Annotated in this window: 16 protein-coding genes and 1 pseudogene; 5 read left to right on the forward strand and 12 right to left on the reverse strand. The window is 42.9% G+C overall.

All coding sequences use genetic code 11. The features are described 5' to 3' along the window. Both ACGF7G_RS15745 and ACGF7G_RS15750 read right to left on the reverse strand, forming a co-directional pair. Positions 1 to 972, reverse strand: a 972-nt coding sequence (locus tag ACGF7G_RS15745) for a reverse transcriptase domain-containing protein (protein ID WP_387466716.1), incomplete at its 3' end; no start/stop codon positions are given. Between the two features lie 614 nt (positions 973 to 1,586). After that, entirely contained in the window at positions 1,587 to 2,120 is a 534-nt protein-coding gene (locus ACGF7G_RS15750; protein ID WP_387466718.1) for a single-stranded DNA-binding protein, read from the reverse strand. 233 nt (positions 2,121 to 2,353) lie between these two features. Here ACGF7G_RS15750 and uvrA point away from each other — a divergent pair, with 233 nt between their 5' ends. Further along, complete coding sequence (gene uvrA / locus ACGF7G_RS15755; RefSeq protein WP_387466720.1) at positions 2,354 to 5,188, forward strand: excinuclease ABC subunit UvrA; 2,835 nt, start codon at positions 2,354 to 2,356, stop codon at positions 5,186 to 5,188. Positions 5,189 to 5,250: 62 nt separating this feature from the next. Here uvrA and ACGF7G_RS15760 read toward each other — a convergent pair whose 3' ends face one another. Then, complete coding sequence (locus ACGF7G_RS15760) at positions 5,251 to 6,189, reverse strand: pseudouridine-5'-phosphate glycosidase (RefSeq protein ID WP_133816375.1); 939 nt, start codon at positions 6,187 to 6,189, stop codon at positions 5,251 to 5,253. Continuing rightward, positions 6,186 to 7,277, reverse strand: coding sequence for a PfkB family carbohydrate kinase (locus ACGF7G_RS15765; protein ID WP_387466722.1), 1,092 nt, complete (start codon positions 7,275 to 7,277; stop codon positions 6,186 to 6,188). The genes ACGF7G_RS15760 and ACGF7G_RS15765 overlap by 4 nt, the downstream gene beginning before the upstream one ends. Before the next feature lie 562 nt (positions 7,278 to 7,839). On the opposite strand from ACGF7G_RS15765, the gene ACGF7G_RS15770 reads away from it, so the two are divergent. Both ACGF7G_RS15770 and ACGF7G_RS15775 read left to right on the forward strand, forming a co-directional pair. After that, positions 7,840 to 8,016 (forward strand): type II toxin-antitoxin system HicA family toxin, encoded by a 177-nt coding sequence (locus ACGF7G_RS15770; protein WP_387466724.1) that lies wholly within the window; start codon positions 7,840 to 7,842, stop codon positions 8,014 to 8,016. A gap of 51 nt (positions 8,017 to 8,067) precedes the next feature. Further along, a complete protein-coding gene (locus ACGF7G_RS15775) occupies positions 8,068 to 8,475 on the forward strand; it encodes a type II toxin-antitoxin system HicB family antitoxin (protein ID WP_046974212.1) in 408 nt (135 codons plus the stop codon). A 75-nt stretch (positions 8,476 to 8,550) separates the two neighbouring features. Here the strand turns inward: ACGF7G_RS15775 and ACGF7G_RS15780 are convergent, their stop codons facing one another. The 5 genes from ACGF7G_RS15780 to dnaB all read right to left on the reverse strand — a co-directional run bounded on the left by ACGF7G_RS15780 (position 8,551) and on the right by dnaB (position 14,712). Further along, entirely contained in the window at positions 8,551 to 8,805 is a 255-nt protein-coding gene (locus tag ACGF7G_RS15780) for a cloacin immunity family protein (RefSeq protein WP_133816372.1), read from the reverse strand. Between the two features lie 8 nt (positions 8,806 to 8,813). Continuing rightward, positions 8,814 to 10,595 carry a colicin-like bacteriocin tRNase domain-containing protein gene (locus tag ACGF7G_RS15785; RefSeq protein WP_387466727.1) on the reverse strand — a complete coding sequence of 594 codons (1,782 nt, stop codon included), beginning with the start codon at positions 10,593 to 10,595 and terminating at the stop codon, positions 8,814 to 8,816. Between the two features lie 338 nt (positions 10,596 to 10,933). Next, complete coding sequence (locus ACGF7G_RS15790) at positions 10,934 to 12,130, reverse strand: aromatic amino acid transaminase (protein ID WP_387466728.1); 1,197 nt, start codon at positions 12,128 to 12,130, stop codon at positions 10,934 to 10,936. Positions 12,131 to 12,183: 53 nt separating this feature from the next. Continuing rightward, a complete protein-coding gene (alr, locus tag ACGF7G_RS15795) occupies positions 12,184 to 13,263 on the reverse strand; it encodes an alanine racemase (RefSeq protein WP_387466729.1) in 1,080 nt (359 codons plus the stop codon). 39 nt (positions 13,264 to 13,302) lie between these two features. After that, on the reverse strand, positions 13,303 to 14,712 hold the full coding sequence (dnaB, locus tag ACGF7G_RS15800; protein ID WP_036838957.1) for a replicative DNA helicase: 1,410 nt from the start codon (positions 14,710 to 14,712) through the stop codon (positions 13,303 to 13,305). Positions 14,713 to 14,883: 171 nt separating this feature from the next. Here dnaB and ACGF7G_RS15805 point away from each other — a divergent pair, with 171 nt between their 5' ends. Next, complete coding sequence (locus ACGF7G_RS15805) at positions 14,884 to 15,867, forward strand: quinone oxidoreductase (protein ID WP_133816367.1); 984 nt, start codon at positions 14,884 to 14,886, stop codon at positions 15,865 to 15,867. Positions 15,868 to 15,885: 18 nt separating this feature from the next. Here the strand turns inward: ACGF7G_RS15805 and dusA are convergent, their stop codons facing one another. The 3 genes from dusA to ACGF7G_RS15820 form a co-directional block, all read right to left on the reverse strand. After that, positions 15,886 to 16,923, reverse strand: a complete 1,038-nt coding sequence (gene dusA / locus ACGF7G_RS15810) for a tRNA dihydrouridine(20/20a) synthase DusA (RefSeq protein ID WP_387466731.1) — start codon at positions 16,921 to 16,923, stop codon at positions 15,886 to 15,888. Positions 16,924 to 17,375: 452 nt separating this feature from the next. Continuing rightward, positions 17,376 to 17,882 carry a peptide deformylase gene (def, locus tag ACGF7G_RS15815; protein ID WP_387466732.1) on the reverse strand — a complete coding sequence of 169 codons (507 nt, stop codon included), beginning with the start codon at positions 17,880 to 17,882 and terminating at the stop codon, positions 17,376 to 17,378. A gap of 138 nt (positions 17,883 to 18,020) precedes the next feature. Further along, positions 18,021 to 18,416, reverse strand: a complete 396-nt coding sequence (locus tag ACGF7G_RS15820) for a hypothetical protein (protein ID WP_387466733.1) — start codon at positions 18,414 to 18,416, stop codon at positions 18,021 to 18,023. 321 nt (positions 18,417 to 18,737) lie between these two features. On the opposite strand from ACGF7G_RS15820, the pseudogene ACGF7G_RS15825 reads away from it, so the two are divergent. After that, positions 18,738 to 19,400: pseudogene (locus ACGF7G_RS15825) on the forward strand (IS630 family transposase); the annotation flags it as partial. Positions 19,401 to 19,481 lie beyond the last annotated feature (81 nt).

Here is a 19,481-nt window from a genome sequence, read left to right on the forward strand (position 1 = left end):
ATCATCAGCATATCGAACATACCGCATTCTTTTGAATTCAGTATCATCCATAATAACACTGGATAGCGTGCGCAATTTTTTCTCCAGTTCATCCGCTTCATGTTTCCATTTTTGGATTTTCTGCTCATCAGCAGGCATTCCTGAAGCGCCGAAACCTTGCCTGATCCATTTAATACGATTTGCTCGGTTCTGTAGTGCTCTTTTGTATATAGGATTGGGTTTCCTCCGTTCCCCTTTACCGAACTCGCTGATTTTATTTTTCATAAACTCATCAAGTTCATGGAGAAATACATTGGCAAGAATAGGGGAGATAATACCGCCTTGTGGTGTCCCGCTATGGGTGCCAAAGTAACGCCAGTTGTCCAGATAGCCAGCTTTCAGGAACTTCTTGAGAAGCGCCAGAAATTTGTTATCAGCGATCCGCTTACTCAGGAATTTCAGCAGCAGATCGTGGTCAATGTTGTCGAAGTAACCTTTGATATCAACATCACATACCCATTTTGTTCCTTTCCAACCGTTTCTGATTTCTTTTAATGCAAAATGACAGGAACGCTTAGGCCTGAATCCATAGCTCCAGTCGCTAAAAACCGGTTCATAGATTTCTTCCAGTAACATCCTCATTACTTCCTGTATTAATTTATCGTCTCCTGTTGGAATACCTAACGGACGTTTCTTTCCATTCGGCTTTCGCGCATCTTTAGGTATGTGCGTGCGCCTGCAAGGTTTGGGTTTATACGAATCTGAGTTTATAAGCTGAATGAGATTAATAATCCTGTCCACGCTCATTTCATCCATCGTATTATTATTTATTCCTCTCGTCATGGCTCCCTGATTAGAATAAATATTGGCATAGGCCTGCACCCAAAGATCTTTATTGCTACACATTATTTTGTGCAGCTTCTTGATCTTATAACCTTGTGTACTGGCTTTGTTTATACCACTTAGAGCATTGAGTGTTCTTTGTGATAGCACTGACTATCGAACCTCGCTTCTATTAGTATAGATCCAACTGACTCCCTTCCCCCTTACGAATATAGCTTCACCGATAATTGCTTATCGACTTATATATATTTTTCAGATTGGTTAGCCAATTGCAACTCCATTACAGAGCTACGTTGGGTACTACGGAGTCTCCGTTACCATATTGGTTAATTACTTAACCAACTTAGGTAATCCCGTATTTCTTTGTAGTCAAGGTGCGTCCCACTTAGGTTCCACTTACGTTCAATTACCACTCTCACCGAGCAGGTGCCAATATTGTTGGATATAGTAACCTTCTAGTCATAATTACTATAAATATTGGTATGACTCCTGAATAACCGTGAGTCATAGATATCCCGAAACCCACTATGAACTATGATTCAACCAATCAGGCTTAACCCTATGGGACTTGCAATGGCTGGCGCAAAGTAGGTTATTTCCCCGCAACCAGCCTTTTCCTGACATGCTACACTCCCCTCCCTCTTTCAAGGTTCAAACCCATTACTGGGTAAGGATAAGTCAGGCTTGCAATAGGCGCTCCAACAGCCTATGATTAACTCAAAATCATTAGTTAACCACTTGATTTACAAAGCAAAAAGGCGCACCTAAAACGGAATGTCATCATCAAAATCCATCGGTGGCTCATTGTTTTGTGGAGCAAAGGACTGAGCCGGACGGGAAGGAGCACTACCGCCGCTGAACTGCTGAGATTGTTGTGATTGTTGTGATTGTGGCTGCTGTGGTTGTCCCCAGCTACCGCCTTGCGATTGGTTATCTTGGGAGCCGCTCGCACGCCCACCCAGCATTTGCATGGTACCGCCTATGTTTACTACCACTTCAGTGGTGTAACGATCCTGGCCGTTCTGATCCTGCCATTTACGGGTTTGCAGTGCGCCTTCGATATAAACCTGTGAACCTTTACGCAGGTATTCACCCGCGACTTCCGCCAGTTTGCCGAATAAAACAACCCGATGCCATTCAGTCTTCTCTTTCATCTCACCGGTCTGTTTATCGCGCCAGCTTTCAGAAGTCGCCAGAGTAATATTAGTAACTGCGCCACCGTTTGGCATATAGCGGACTTCTGGGTCCTGCCCCAGGTTGCCGATTAAAATAACTTTGTTTATGCCTCTGCTGGCCATTGGGAATACTCCTGATGAAATGAATTTCTACAATTATAAGCAATGCAGTTTAACATGCGATGCTAAAAATGAAACAGAGCCACATTAGAACGGACTTTGCGAAGCTTACCGTACTTTATATGTACTTATTGCATTATTTCACTTAACTACTGTATATCTAATCAGTCAACTCTGTGTAATAATAACGCACTTATTATTAGTTATGCACGTACGAATAATCTGGGAAATGGTTCATGGATAACATCGAAGTTCGGGGCGCACGCACCCATAATCTCAAAAATATCAATCTGATAATTCCCCGAGACAAACTGATAGTTATCACGGGTTTGTCCGGCTCAGGTAAGTCTTCTCTGGCATTTGATACGCTTTATGCAGAAGGGCAGCGTCGTTATGTTGAATCGCTTTCAGCTTATGCGCGCCAGTTTCTGTCACTGATGGAGAAACCCGATGTTGATCATATCGAAGGGCTATCCCCGGCGATTTCCATTGAACAAAAATCTACTTCCCATAACCCACGTTCAACCGTGGGAACAATTACCGAAATTCATGATTATCTGCGTTTGCTGTTTGCCCGTGTAGGTGAACCTCGTTGTCCTGATCACGATGTTCCACTCGCAGCACAGACTGTCAGCCAGATGGTAGATAATGTTCTGGCACTGCCAGAAGGTCATCGCCTGATGTTGCTGGCACCAATCGTCAAAGAACGCAAAGGGGAACACTCTAAGCTGCTGGATAATCTGGCAACACAAGGGTATATCCGCGCACGTATTGATGGTGAAGTCTGTGATCTGTCCGATCCCCCAAAACTGGAATTACAGAAGAAACATACCATTGAGGTGGTCATTGATCGCTTTAAAGTTCGCCCCGATCTGGCTCAACGCTTGGCTGAATCTTTTGAAACAGCGCTGGAGCTTTCAGGTGGCACAGCCATTGTCGCCGATATGGATGACAATAAAGTTGAAGAACTGATTTTCTCCGCTAACTTTGCATGTCCTGCATGTGGCTATAGCATGAGTGAGCTGGAACCTCGCCTGTTTTCTTTTAACAACCCAGCTGGTGCCTGCCCAACTTGCGATGGTTTAGGCATTCAGCAATTTTTTGATCCTGACAGAGTCATCCAGAATGGTGATATCTCTCTGGCAGGGGGGGCAATTCGGGGCTGGGATCGCCGTAATTTCTACTATTTCCAGATGCTGTGTTCATTGGCAAACCATTATAAATTTGATATTGAAGCACCTTTCAATTCCCTGAGCGCCAGTATTCAGAACGTGGTGTTATACGGTTCCGGTAAACAATCCATTGAATTTAAATATACCAATGACCGTGGCGATACCACAGTACGCAACCACCCATTTGAGGGTGTACTGCATAATATGGAACGCCGTTATAAAGAGACAGAATCTACAGCCGTTCGTGAGGAATTGGCGAAATATATCAGCAACCGCTCATGTATTTCCTGTCACGGAACCCGTTTACGCAAAGAAGCCCGTTATGTATTTATTGAGAATACAACTTTACCGGAAATCTCGGATTTCAGTATCGGCCATGCAATGGACTTCTTCCAAAATATCAAGCTCAGTGGTCAGCGTGCACAAATTGCCGAAAAAGTACTGAAAGAGATCCGTGACCGCCTGAAATTTCTGGTTAATGTTGGTCTGAATTATTTAACGCTCTCCCGTTCTGCCGAAACACTCTCTGGTGGCGAAGCTCAACGTATCCGTCTTGCCAGCCAGATTGGTGCAGGTTTGGTGGGAGTAATGTATGTACTTGATGAACCGTCTATTGGCTTACATCAGCGGGATAATGAACGCCTGCTGGAAACGCTGATTCACTTGCGTAATCTGGGGAATACCGTGATTGTGGTTGAGCATGATGAGGATGCAATCCGTGCTGCCGACCATATTATTGATATCGGCCCTGGAGCGGGTGTACATGGTGGCGAAATCGTCGCGGAAGGTACAGTTAAAGATATCATGATTAGCAAAGATTCACTGACAGGTAAATTCCTGAGTGGTGAACGGGAAATTTCAATCCCAGAGCAGCGTATTGCGGCGGATCCCAAAAAGGTACTGAAGCTGATTGGCGCGAAAGGTAATAACCTGAAAAATGTGACGTTCAACCTGCCGGTCGGATTATTCACTTGTATTACTGGGGTCTCTGGCTCCGGTAAATCGACACTAATAAATGATACGCTGTTCCCCATTGCACAACGCCAATTGAATGGCGCAACCAATATTAATCCTGCTCCTTATATTGATATTCAAGGATTGGAGCATTTCGATAAAGTGATTGATATTGACCAGAGTCCGATCGGCCGAACTCCCCGCTCTAACCCTGCAACTTACACCGGTGTATTCACGCCAGTCCGTGAGTTGTTTGCAGGCGTACCTGAATCCCGCACCCGTGGGTATACACCCGGACGATTCAGTTTTAACGTTAAAGGTGGACGCTGTGAAGCTTGTCAGGGTGATGGCGTTATTAAGGTAGAAATGCACTTTTTGCCTGATATTTATGTCCCTTGCGATCAGTGTAAAGGTAAGCGTTATAACCGCGAAACACTGGAAGTAAAATATAAAGGCAAGAATATCAATGAAGTCCTGAATATGACGATCGAAGAAGCCCGTGAATTCTTTGATGCTGTTCCTGCTCTGGCCCGCAAACTGCAAACACTGATAGATGTCGGTCTTTCTTATATCCGTCTGGGGCAATCAGCAACGACGTTGTCAGGTGGTGAAGCACAACGGGTAAAATTGGCGCGTGAGCTATCTAAACGTGGAACTGGACAGACGTTATATATTCTTGATGAACCAACAACCGGTCTGCATTTTGCTGATATTCAGCAATTATTGGCGGTTTTGCATCAGTTACGCGATCAAGGAAATACCATTGTGGTTATTGAGCATAATCTTGATGTGATTAAAACCGCTGACTGGATCGTGGATCTTGGTCCTGAAGGAGGAAGCGGTGGCGGTGAAATTTTGATTTCTGGTACGCCAGAAGAAATCGCTGAATGTGAGAAATCACATACTGCTCGTTTCCTGAAACCGATATTGAAGAAAAAAGCCTAATTCGCAAATAGGGGCTCAGTTGAGCCCCGCTGTTTTCTGCCAGTAAATTTCCGAAACTGACTTCATGTACGATTTGCCCAATAACAACAAGCAATTTTCGCCGCCAGTTCAGCGTTATTGAGTATCAACTGAATATTGGCAGATAGACTATCGCCTCCGGTCAACTCAACCACTCGAGCCAACAAAAACGGCGTACATTCCTTTCCACTCATTCCTTGCTCAATGGATTCGTGCACCGCCTGTTCAATTGCGGCATTGATCTCCGCTTCCGGCATGGCATACTGCTCAGGGATTGGGTTAGCAATCACTAATCCCCCCTGTAATCCGGTATCCCATTTTATCACCATTGCTTGGGCTATTTGTTCTGGAGAATCCAGGCGAATATTGACAGAAAATGGACTGGTACGGCAGAAAAATGCCGGTAAAGAGTGGGTCTGATAGCCAATTAATGGTACACCGTGAGTCTCAAGGTATTCTGTTGTCAGACCAAGGTCCAGAATGGATTTAGCACCCGCACAGACTACCGCAACACTGGTTTTCGCCAACTCCTGCAAATCGGCTGAAATATCAAAAGTATGTTCTGCTCCACGATGCACACCACCAATGCCACCGGTAGCGAAAATTTTAATCCCCACCATTTCTGCAATAATCATGGTAGAGGCAACGGTGGTCGCACCATTTTTTCCGGCAGCGACCACAAAGGGTAAATCACGGCGGCTGACTTTAGTCACCTTATAGCCTTCACTGCCCAAAAGTTCTATTTCTTCATGGGACAAACCGGCTTTCATGTGCCCATTGATAACAGCTATCGTTGCAGGAATAGCGCCATTTTCCCTGATTTTTTGCTCAACCTGTAACGCAATTTCTACATTTTGCGGATAAGGCATCCCTTGAGCAATAATCGTAGATTCCAACGCTACAACGGGTTGGTTATCTGCTAAAGCTTCTGCAACTTCCGGGGAAACATCCAGATATTCATTTCCAATAGCGTGATTTTTCATGATCGTAATTCCAATAGTTTTCGGACGCTGCCATTTGACAGGTTTGGATTATTGGTAAATTCACAAGATAATGTAAGAGCGGAACACCCTTGAGCAAAACGAACACTTTCTGCCAGCGTCATATCTTCCAGCCAACAGTTCACCAGTCCGGCCATCATGGCATCGCCGGCACCTGTTACATTGACAATCTTAATACTGATGGGAAGTGACCACCCCTCCACACCATTATTTTCACTAAAGTAGACCCCTTCTACGCCCATGCTCAGTACCAACCTCTGTACACCTTGATCGTGAAACCACCGCGCCACTGCCGGAACATCGGTAGGTTGGTTGATTTTCATTCCACTCAGTGCTTCCGCCTCCAGACAATTAGGTTTTAAAGTGTGGATATAGGAAAGCCAGTTTTTAATCTTAGGTGCTTTAAATGCGGATACTGTATCCACAAATACCGGTACTGTTCCGGCATTAGTTAACAACCAAACCAAAGCTTCTTCAGATAAATTGCAATCAATAACCAGTACGCTGGCGTGCTGAATAAGATCATAATGACTTGCTAACAACAATGGCGTCAGTTTTTCCAAAATATGCATGTCGTTGATGGCAACCAACATCTCACCACCGTCATCTAATAAAGAGATATATGTCGAGGTATTTTCACCATAAAGCTTATAGCAATAGTCGACATTAACACCTGCGCATCTGGCCTGATCCAATAAAGTACCACCATAGAAATCATCGCCAACAACAGAAATAAGATGACATTCTTTACCCAATAGCGCGATATTTTGGGCAATGTTTCTGCCTACACCACCAGGTGTGCATTTCACTTTTCCTGGGTTAGAATCTTCATAGATTAATTTAGCAGATGCATAACCACAAATGTCCATATTAATAGAGCCAATAGTCACCACATAATTGTGATCAGATAAAATATAACCTTTCCCCTTTATATATCCCTTATTCATTAAATTCATAATATGACCAGCGACACCAGAGCGACTTATACCTAAAATATCGGCAATTTCTTGCTGTGGGATCAATGGATCTCGTCTCAGAAGGTGCAATATTTGTTTTTCCCGATTCGTCATTTTTGGTCACTTGTTTGTTTTTAAACACACGTTTTTTTATGTGCGAAATGTAAAACAGTAAAGAGGAATTTTTTATCTTTATGATGAAGTTGGGAGAACGATCGTAAGAATGGATTGCCGAGTTTTAACCCTGTTTTATGTGATCGCCATCAAGTTAAACGCCACTGAAAAAAATTTATCCCAGTACATTGATAATAAATTAGCCTCTCACTCTGGAAATAGATTTAATAAAACAAAGTAATAAGCAAAATCTTATCTAAACCTAACAAATGTTTGGGTATACCTTAAAATAGTCAGGATCATTTTTTTCCATTTGAAATACGTTTCATGAAAATTTGATTTGTTTCACATTAAAAAATGTATTCCATAGCCGGAATTATCCGCGAACAGGCTATACACTCTGCGACTAGAACAATTCCCACGTTAAACTTCATCCTATTAAAGAAAAAATAAAAATACGTATAACTCTATTACACCTATAAACAAAAATGTTTATAAAACCCTTGCGTCTATAAACAAAAATGTTTATATTTGTTTTCAAGTTAAACAAACGGAGGAGGCAGTGAAGCAAAGCGAGTTTCGCCGGTGGCTTAAAGCTCAAGGAGCAGAATTTAAAGATGGGATTAATCATCTGAAAGTTTTCTTGAATGGTAAGCAAACCACGATGCCAAGGCACCCTAGTAAAGAAATTCCAGAACCACTAAGGAAAGCAATATTAAAACAGCTAGGCATCAAATAACAAACAGGCCCTAAGGGGCTGGTTACTCGCATAACTTCACTGAGTAAAAATATGCGATACCCAGTAAAATTCGAACATGACGAAACAGGTTGGGCTGTGATGTTCCCAGATATCCCTGAAGCCTTAACAGGTGGAGATACCAGAGAAGAAGCGTTAGCTATGGCGCGGGATGCTCTGGTTACTGCATTTGATTTCTACTTTGAAGACCGGCGCAAAATACCAGCACCGTCGCTTGAAGGAGAAGCTTTTGTCGAAGTACCGGCTAGTATAGCGGCTAAAGTTTTGCTGTTGAATACGATGCTTCAAACAAGAACAAGCAATGCGGAGCTTGCACGGTTACTAGGCACCCGACCGCAAGAAATCCAACGTATAGTGTCATTAGGTCATAGTACTAAAATTGACACTATAGCGAATGCGTTAAATGCCTTAGGCAAGCATCTGGAACTTATTGCCATTTAAACATCACGATAGAATAACCTTAAACCTCGCCGCAGCGAGGTTTAAGTGAATAACTAAATTTAAATTACGGCCTCATTACCATTTATCTCGGTAGTCAAAAGATACCTGATACCAATATTTATCTGTTTCAATTTTATTTTTAAAATATGATTCAAGTGTTGGTACCCACTCTTTTTTTACATCGAACCCACCATTATTAATATTATCTTCAATAGGAAGCCCTAATTTTTCTATTACTGAACCATCATCGCCCAGATCTCCAGAATATTCCTCACCAATAAACTCTTCCGTTTTTCTATCAAACCATGCAATGTTTAATTTTAATCCCATAACTTACCTCATAAAAATTTTTTAATACTACGTTCTGGATCAGCCGCTGCTAATTGCTTACCTGTTTCATGATCAAAAACACCTATATGTTGGCCATCACTAGCCCTGTAACCCTCAAGTTCACCATGCCGAGAATCCCACTCATAAATTTTACGGCCTTTTTCACCAATCCATCGTTTACGTTTTCCACCTCCATTCTGTTTTGGTGTTTTTTGGGGACCTCTTTTTAATTCACCTAGCCCCTTAATTTCTTCAGTCTTTGGAGCTGGATAATAATCATGACCGGCCTCTTTAACACCTTTACGTTTTTTCCTGTTTTCTTCTTTTACCTTATCCCGATTCTTTTCTGCTTCAACTTTTGCCTGTTCCGCTTTTTTACGGTTTTCCATTGCAATGTTAAATTCATTTTGCGCTGGATTTATTATCTTATGAGCATTTAACAACCGACGACCAAAACGTTCAAAGTGTACTGCTTTTAAAAGTGCTGCAATTGATTGCAATTGAGCTTCTTTGGGATCTTTTATACCCTGCAATTTCTTAAAATCTGAACGCGTCATAGCAAGCATGTATGCTTTTACGCCTTCTTTTAAAAGAATATCCAAGCCTTTTTTACTATCCGTTTTTATCTCTACTTTAAGTTTCTTCCCATTTAGCTCAATATCCTTTGTAAAAACAAGTGGACTCTTTATAGGATCTGCTAGTGCTTTTCCTTCTGGTGTACTTTTTGCCTGATTTAACGCTTTCTGCTTTTCCTGATAAATTTTATCAAGCGGTTTGAATACTTGGTCTGCTTCATAAAGCTGCCGTTCCGCTGCTTCAACAGGATGTGCTTTCTTCCACGCTTCCTGTTGCCGCTTCGCCTCTGCCGCCTGCTTTTTAGCTTCCTCCGCACTCAATACTGTCGTCACTGAAACATACACCGGCTCGGCATTTGACCCAGCAGGAAAATAGACGATAGCATCCACTGTATTTTTAACCGGTGCTGGTGTATATGGTTTAACCGGCACATCAGCTACTGGTGTTACCTCTTTTTTACTAAATATATTTTTTCTTGGGGGATCACTTATTCTGATATGCACTGGAGGCATACTCGGAACCACTTTTGCGGTGAAGACATTCTGCCGTTTAGTTTTTACCGCTTTAACCACAGGAACACTCACAGTTTTAGCTGGTGTTCTAACAATTGCCAATGTCTGTTTATCTTTCTCAATGACATCCTGTACTTGAATATCAGTAACCACGCTGGACATTGTGGCTAACTGGGACACAGGCGTTTTTGTGACCTGACTGGCTTGTATTGCCTGAATAATCATCCTCTGCCGTTCTGCTTTAAACTTTTCATCTTCAGGTATTCCCAAGTCACGAGGCCACATAGCTCCTACTGCCACACCAGCAAAACGTCCCACATAAGGTGCGGCGTCTAATGCAACACTGCCCAATCGGGTTAATGTCGAACTTACAGCACTGGCTATCTGTTTTCGAAATAATGTAAATCCCCACAGTCCATCAATGACAGAAATGTTCATCGGTTGAGCACCAATAGCTGCTGATGCCTGCGCCTCTGGAAACAAGGATAAATTTACTCCCCCATCTTTTTTTCCTGTGCGGTCAATCCGTTCATGATCTCCTGAGTTTCCACTGCCACCTCCCCATCCTCGATCAGACTTGCGACCTGATGTCACAGTCATTGTGTCATGATTGGCTAGAGCCTCTCCATCTCCTCCTTTACTGCCTACGCTCTCTATCGTCTGCATATCACGATCATGGCCCTTTTTATCTCCCTCATTCATCTCTTTCTCCTCTTTCATCAAATAAAAAGCACACAGAATTACTGTATATGCAGACAGAAAAGTAGAATAAAAACAGATTTATCTCAAGTAATAATGATTATCATTATTTATGTAATAATAAACACCATTTAAGATTGGTGATACTGGTTACTAGTTTGACTAATAATTGCAGGCCGAAAAAACACTATAATAAAAACATTAAAAATCAATAAAATAATTAAAGTCAGAGAAAGGAAAAAGCGCAACATACATAGTGCGCTTCTAAAGAGGGATCTACTGCTATTTTACGAACCTGCCAATTATTATCATCAATAACAGATCATTTACATTAAAATTTATTACTTATTTACCGCCGCAAATGTTTCCGCAATACGTTCAACATTATGATGGTTGACACCCGCCATACAGACTCGGCCATTACCGACCAAATAAACAGCAGATTCTTGGCGCAAGCGATCCACCTGTTTCTGGCTAAAACCGGTATAGCTGAACATCCCTCTTTGTTTCAGAAAATATTCAAAGTTTTTCTCTGGTAATGCAGTTTTCAGAGCATCCACCAGCATCGTGCGCATTTCCAAAATACGCAAGCGCATATGTTCAACTTCTGTCAACCATTGTGTCTTCAAAGCAGGATCAGTCAGTACTTTCGCCACAACCTGTGCACCAAAATTCGGTGGGCTAGAGTAGACGCGACGCACACCCGCTTTTAACTGCCCCAAGACCCGCTCTTTGGTCTGTTCATCATCACAAATGACAGATAAGCCACCTACTCGCTCACCATACATAGAAAATATCTTGGAGAAAGAGTTGCTCACCAAACAAGGCAAACCGGCTGTCGCCATAGCACGAATGGCATAAGCATCTTTTTCTATACCATCTGCAAGCCCCTGATAAGCAAGATCAAGGAATGGCAGTAATTCCCTCTCTTTAACAATCTGAACAACCTGATCCCATTGATCATAAGTCAGATCTGATCCTGTTGGGTTATGGCAGCAAGGGTGCATCACAATAATGCTTTTTGCCGGTAATTTCCTGAATGTTTCCAGCATTTCATTGAATTTTACCCCTTTAGTTTGTGTATCAAAATAAGGGTAATAGTTCACCTTAATACCAGCCCCCGCAAAAATAGCTGCGTGGTTTTCCCAAGTTGGATCACTGCACCACACTTCTGAATCAGGGAAATAGCGATGCAAAAAATCAGCACCAATTTTAAGGGCGCCAGAACCGCCTAATGATTGAATCGTTGCCACTATCCGCTGTTTCAACACCGGATGATCTTTACCAAATAACAGTTCCTGAACTGCAAGACGATAGGATTCCAATCCCTCCATTGGCAGGTAAAGAGAAGCAGTCTGTGACAATGCTCTAAGTTGTTCTTCGGCGGTAGCCACCGCCTGCAATTGCGGAGTCACACCCTGTTCATCGTAATACAGCCCAATGCTCAGATTAATTTTTTCCGCACGAGGATCTTTTTTAAATTCTTCAGCCAGCGAAAGAATAGGATCACCAGCATAAGCATCAACATTCTGGAACATCAGGCTCTACTCCTTATCAGTTAGTTATTTAATAAACAATATAACCTACAACATTATTCGTCCAGGTATTCCATTACCACTCTGGAAGTGAGTTTGGTTACCAGCTCATAAGTAATGATACCAGTGCATTCAGCGATCCGTTCCACTGGTAGCACATCTCCCCAGAGCACCACTTCATCACCCACTTTATCTGTCGCATCCGGCCCCAAATCAATAGATATCATATCCATCGAAACACGACCAACAATCGGCACTTCACGGCCATTAACAAATATTGGCGTTCCTGAGGGAGCGCTGCGCGGATAGCCATCACCATAACCGATAGCCACAACGCCAAGACAAGTATCACGTTCACTGACCCAGGTTCCACCATAACCAACCGATTCGCCAGCTTTATGCTTACGAACGGCAATTAAGCTCGACTTTAAGGTCATCGCTGGGATCAGGTTAAAATCCACGGCCGTTTTATCAGACAATGGCGATACACCATACATTATCAGCCCAGGACGCACCCAATCCTGATGGACTTCCGGCCACAACAGGATGCCTCCCGATGCATCAATAGATTTTTCCCCCGGTTTGTCAGCACAGAAAGCCTGAAAACAGGCTATCTGCTGGCAAGTTGTGTCTACAGTTGGTTCATCAGCTCTGCCAAAATGGCTGACAATATTGACGGGCTGCTGTACGTTTTGGCAACAACTTAACCGTTGATAAAATTCCTCGGCATCTTCCGGCCGTACACCTAAGCGATGCATCCCGCTATCCAGTTTCATCCATACTTTTACCGGATGAGATAACTTAGCCTGTTCCAGTGCTTCCAACTGTTCAATGCTGTGAACCACAGTTTCAATATGGTTAGCAACCAGTATTGGTAGGTCAGCCGCACCAAAGCATCCTTCCAATAACAGAATCGGTTTGACGATACCACCATGACGCAACGTCAATGCTTCACCAATTCGCGCTACACCGAAACAATCGGCGGCGTCCAGCGTATGTGCTGTCTCCAGTAAACCGTGGCCATAAGCGTTTGCTTTCACAACTGCAATCAGATTGCTTTTAGGGGCGAGCGCCCTTACCCGTTGCAGGTTATGTCGCAGAGCGCGGCGGTCAATAACTGCGGTTGCCGCTTTCATTCTATTCCTTAAATTTATTGATTCTTTGGTAGTTAATACTTATTCGTCGTCATAACTTGGCCCGGCATAGTTATCGAACCGCGACCATTGACCATTAAACGTCAAGCGAACTGTACCGATTGGACCGTTACGCTGCTTACCAAGAATGATTTCAGCCACACCTTTCATGTCGCTGCTCTCATGGTAAACCTCGTCACGATAGATAAACATAATCAGGTCGGCATCCTGCTCAATAGAGCCGGATTCACGTAAATCAGAGTTAACCGGGCGCTTATCTGCCCGCTGTTCAAGGCTACGGTTGAGCTGAGAAAGTGCAACTACCGGCACCTGAAGTTCTTTAGCCAACGCTTTGAGTGAACGGGAAATTTCTGCAATTTCCAATGTACGGTTATCGGATAAAGATGGAACCCGCATTAATTGCAGGTAGTCGATCATAATGAGGCTCAATCCGCCATTTTCACGGAAAACCCGCCGGGCACGGGAACGCACTTCGGTTGGCGTCAGGCCGGAAGAGTCATCAATATACATATTGCGTTTTTCCAGTAATATCCCCATCGTACTGGAGATCCGCGCCCAATCCTCATCATCAAGTTGACCTGTACGGATACGGGTTTGATCCACCCGTGAAAGAGATGCCAGCATACGCATCATGATCTGGTTGCCAGGCATCTCAAGACTGAAGATCAGAACAGGTTTGTCCTGCATCATGGCGGCGTTTTCACACAGGTTCATGGCGAAAGTGGTTTTACCCATAGAAGGACGAGCGGCTACGATGATCAGATCTGATTTTTGTAACCCTGCGGTTTTCTTATCCAGATCCTGATAACCGGTAGAAACACCGGTTACGCCATCATGAGGACGCTGATAGAGTTGCTCAATACGCTCGACGGTTTCCTCAAGGATCCGTTCTATTCCTTTCGGCCCTTCATCTTTGCTGGCACGGTTTTCTGCGATCTGGAATACCCGCGATTCAGCAAGATCCAATAATTCTTCGCTGCTCCTTCCCTGAGGATCGTAACCCGCATCCGCAATTTCATTTGCTACGGCGATCATATCGCGGACAACGGCACGTTCGCGGACAATATCCGCATAAGCATTAATGTTAGCCGCACTTGGCGTATTTTTGGATAATTCGGCCAGATAAGCAAAACCGCCTACATTGCTCAGATCTCCACTCTGCTCAAGAGATTCAGATAACGTAATCAGGTCGATGGGATTACCCATCTCCAGCAATCGTTGCATTTCAGAAAAAATACGTCGGTGTGGACGGCTGAAAAAATCATTGCTGGTGACTCGTTCGGAAACATTGTCCCAACGCTCGTTGTCCAGCATTAAACCACCTAACACGGATTGCTCTGCTTCCAAAGAGTGTGGAGGAAGTTTCAGGCCTTCCATTTGGCGATCTTTTGGTTCAGCCATTTTGTTGTGAGTTGATTTTTTTCCCGCCATGAATCCCGCAATAATCTACTGATAAACCTGTAACGACGCACGAGTATACGCTATGAAGTGCCTTGAGTAATTACATATAGTTTGTAATTATTCCTGACACATTAAAGCCCGTTTACAATCAGTTCAACTACTACGTGCAAACATTCATTCCTACATTTACGAGGTTGAGTCATGGCAACGCATATCGAATTCTCCGCAACTGGCGGCCCTGAAGTCCTGAAATATTGTGAATTCATACCCGCAGCACTTGCTAAAGATGAAGTACAAGTAGAAAACAGAGCCATTGGGATCAACTATATTGATACTTATATCCGTAGCGGGCTATATCCACCGGCACACCTGCCAAGCGGCTTGGGTACGGAGGCCGCAGGTGTAGTTAGCAAAGTGGGTTCCGCTGTAACCTCCATAAAAGTGGGTGACCGTGTGGTTTATGCGCAATCAACTTTGGGCGCTTACAGTGAAGTGCATAATGTCCCGGAAAGTAAAATTGCTGTTCTGCCGGATTCCATCTCTTTCGAGCAAGCTGCCGCTTCTTTTTTGAAAGGGTTGACGGTTTACTATCTTCTGCGCCGTACCTACAAGATTCAACCAGGCGAACCCTTTTTGTTTCATGCCGCCGCTGGTGGCGTTGGACTGATTGCTTGCCAATGGGCAAAAGCTTTGGGTGCAAAACTTATCGGAACGGTTGGCTCTGATGAGAAAGCACAACGCGCTAAAGATGCTGGTGCATGGCAAGTTATTAACTATAATCGTGAAAATATTGTTGAGCGAGTTTATGAAATAACCAACGGCGAAAAAGTGGGGGTAGTTTATGACTCCGTAGGTAAATCCACCTGGATAAACTCACTGGATTGCCTGAAACGCCACGGTTTGATGGTTAGTTTTGGTAATGCATCTGGGCCAGTTACGGGTGTTGATTTGGGGATTTTAAATCAGAAAGGCTCACTGTTTGTTACCCGCCCTTCTATCGCCGGCTATATTTCGACCCGCGAAGAGTTAGATCAGGCCAGTAAAGAGCTATTCGATCTGATTACTAGCGGCAAAATTAATGTAGATGTCCCAGAAAGCCAGAAATTCCCACTAAGTGAAGCAATAAGAGCGCACCAAACGTTGGAAAGTCGAGCTACTCAAGGATCAAGTTTACTGATCCCTTAACGGTAAAACGAGCGGGTATTACATCCGCTCAGTAACCATTGCCAACGCCTGTTCCACAACGGAAATATCTGCACCCGGTTTATGAGCATTTTCACTCAGATGACGACGCCACTGACGTGCGCCCGGAATCCCCTGAAAAATGCCTAAAATATGGCGGGTGATGTGCCCCAGATATGTCCCTTTTGAAAGCTCTTGATCTATATAAGGATAGAGCGCTCTGACGACTTCAACGGAATTGACTACCGGAAGCGAAGAATCAAATAATTCATGATCGACATGTGCCAGAATAGACGGATTCTGGTACGCCTCACGCCCGACCATAACCCCATCCACATGTTGCAGATGCTGTTTTGCTTCTTCCAGTGATTTTATACCGCCATTGATAGCAATCGTCAGTTGAGGAAAATCTTTTTTCAGTTGATAAACCCGCAGATAATCCAATGGTGGGATCTCACGGTTTTCTTTTGGGCTTAAACCAGAAAGCCAGGCTTTGCGTGCATGAATGGTAAATATATTGCAGCCACTGCGTTGCACAACAGTATCAATAAAATCGCACAGGAATTCGTAACTATCCTGCTCATCAATACCAATACGAGTTTTAACCGTGACCGGCACACTGACCACATATTGCATTGCTTTAACACAATCTGCTACCAGTTCGGCATCTCCCATCAGACAAGCGCCAAAACGACCATTTTGCACTCGGTCCGAAGGACAACCTACATTCAGGTTAATTTCATTATAGCCACGTTCCTGAGCGATTTGAGCACAATGTGCTAATGCTTGTGGATCACTTCCACCCAGTTGTAATGCTACTGGGTTTTCTTCTTTGTTGTATGCCAGATAATCGCCTTTACCATGAATAATTGCTCCGGTTGTCACCATTTCTGTATACAGCAGCGTTTGCTTAGTCAACAGACGATGAAAATAACGGCAATGACGATCTGTCCAGTCGAGCATCGGGGCAATGGAGAAGCGGCCTTGCCATAATCTATGGGGAGATTCCTGTATTCCTATGTTTTCTATGTATTTTTCAGTTTCTTTATTTTCGTACATTTTAAGACATTTTAGGTTATTTTCGATTTACCGGTACACCATCCAGTACATCTATACAATGGTGCACTGACGCATGAGAGGTGAAGAATGGCCTATTATAACATAATGAAACGTCCTCGCGCCGATGGCGTTATTAGGTATCGTTGCATAGTAGGAATAAAGGAAGGTGGTAAGCATATATATTAAGGGAGACAACCTAATACTACAGCCGTAATTCTCTTTCTCAACAAACGGCATATTCATAGATAAAGATTAAATCATTACGATTTCTCCGTGTTGTAATCATCAGAAAAAATACAGATTTTTTGTTTCTACGGCTGTAGTACTAATCTACGGGGTTGTGTTTGCAATAAGCTAACCATTCAAGGGGCTTTACCACAACTGCTGGAACGTCATCCACATGACATCGGCGTTTCAGTTCTGCCCCTTGACTATTTTGGATTTAAATTCGGTTAAGATGCTCTGTTATTGTGATATTTTTTAATTTTTTTCAATGCCATTTGCCTTTTCAATGGTGACAAGTAATCAATAAAAATCTTGCCATGAAGATGATCAATTTCATGTTGCATCACAATAGCCAGGAAATCTTCACTCTCCACTGTGATTGTCTCACCATGCCGGTTTAACGCTTCGACTTTCACTTTTTCAAATCTTTCTACATCAGCGTAATATCCTGGGACAGACAAACATCCTTCTTGCCCCATGACACTGCGTTCTTTCTCAACGATCTTTGGGTTGACCAGAATCAAAGGCTGATTTCGATTCGTTGAAATGTCAATGATCACCACCGCTTCTTTTCGTCCAACTTGCGGTGCGGCCAAACCGATTCCATTATCCGTGCTATACATGGTATCAAGCATGTCATCGATAAGACCTTGGATCTCTTCAACATTTGCAACTTCAACACACTTTTGCCTCAGTCGTTCATCTGGAATAGTCAATATTTTTAATGTTGCCATGACAAATGATTCTCTCTATTCGGGCAGCCTGTTGTTGCTTTCAATCGGCTTTGAACCGCACTATAGCGCTACTGCTCAAGCTGCGTTGTCCTTAGATTTATATAGTTAGTACACTTTTCATTCTGAATTCAGTGGTAACTATGCCTTAAGCGATATGTTTTCATGATAGAAATTAACCGATATCATATCATCCAGTACACCTTTGAAGTTGTTAAATAGCACTAATGGCATATCACTTGAATAAAGCCGCCGAAATGATGTAAGACCAATAAAGTTATCTAAAATCCCATTATTAATCAAAGTAGTAGTAATAAGCGCTATTGAGATTTTATTTTCAGTTACCGTTTTATAAAACCGGTTTTTATAAAGAAGTGTTTCAGAATCAACGATGCACATTGAAGCACCATACGATAACGCTGCCCACAATTCAAAAACAAATGCATCAAATGAAATAGAAGAAAATTGAGCGATACAGTTCTGTTCCGTCACATCGACAAACGTATTTACAAAACTCACAATATTTACCTGAGACAATAAAATTAATTTTCTTGGAGATATTTAGCAACTAAATCAGACTGAGCATCAAGTTATCTGTAAGTCAATCTTCGTTCGCCATCTTTAATTACAATTAAATCGGGAAATTTATTAACAGAGTCAAAGAACTATTCAATATATCCGTAATAAGATCCATAGAAAAAATAAACGATTAGCTAATAGATCTTAACTATATGAAAATTGTTAACTTATTGTTATAAATAAGATTTCGAAATAGTAGATCACTTGAAGGGAACTCAGTTCGATTTTTGTGATCTGATTAATCGCCAAATCAAAACAAATCTCAAAATGGACTGAGTGATGCCAATCATAGCACCAATACCCCGAAACGAACGACGTCAGATGAAAAAATTTATCCATAAACCCGGGATAAGGACTATGAGCGTCGCCTCACCGCGCTCTTGATGTTATATGAAGGGAGTACTGTTTCTACGTCTCCAGGACTCTTCACTGTTCACGTTCCTCAGTCAATTGCGGGATAAATTGGTTTACATTATCTGGCCTGGAAGGGTTAAAAAGCCTGCCGGCAGGAAGACCCGCTGTCTGGCATTTATCTCCACTTTTTACTTTATTGTCGTTCTTATTACAGTATTCCCCGCAGAATTTTGGCTACCTGCGTTCACGCTGGAGTCTTGAGCTTATTACTTGCATAATCAATGAATTATTAAACTTATCATTCTCAAAAAGCACGTTATATCGTTACTTTTGCCGGAGGGGTATTGTGTGGAGAAGAGTCGCGCCTACCCTAAAAAAATTTGACCCGGAGTATGACGAGAAAATGGCAAAAATTACAAAGGCATTGTCCAATATGTCAGAGCAAAACCCTGTTTTTTACGAAGACGAAGTGGATATTGACCTTACCCCAAAATCGGCACGGACTGGTGCTTTAAGGGACAGCAAAAACGGGTAGTGACACTGGGGAAAAATCAAGAACACTATCTCGCGGGTTGTCTCAATGCACAATGTGGCAATTACTTAAGTGTGTAGAAGCGTTTATGAAGTCGTTTTCATTACAGCGACAACCCGGAATGATAAAAATGGGTG

The sequence above is a fragment of the Photorhabdus sp. RM323S genome (assembly GCF_042879375.1).
Classification (GTDB): domain Bacteria; phylum Pseudomonadota; class Gammaproteobacteria; order Enterobacterales; family Enterobacteriaceae; genus Photorhabdus; species Photorhabdus tasmaniensis.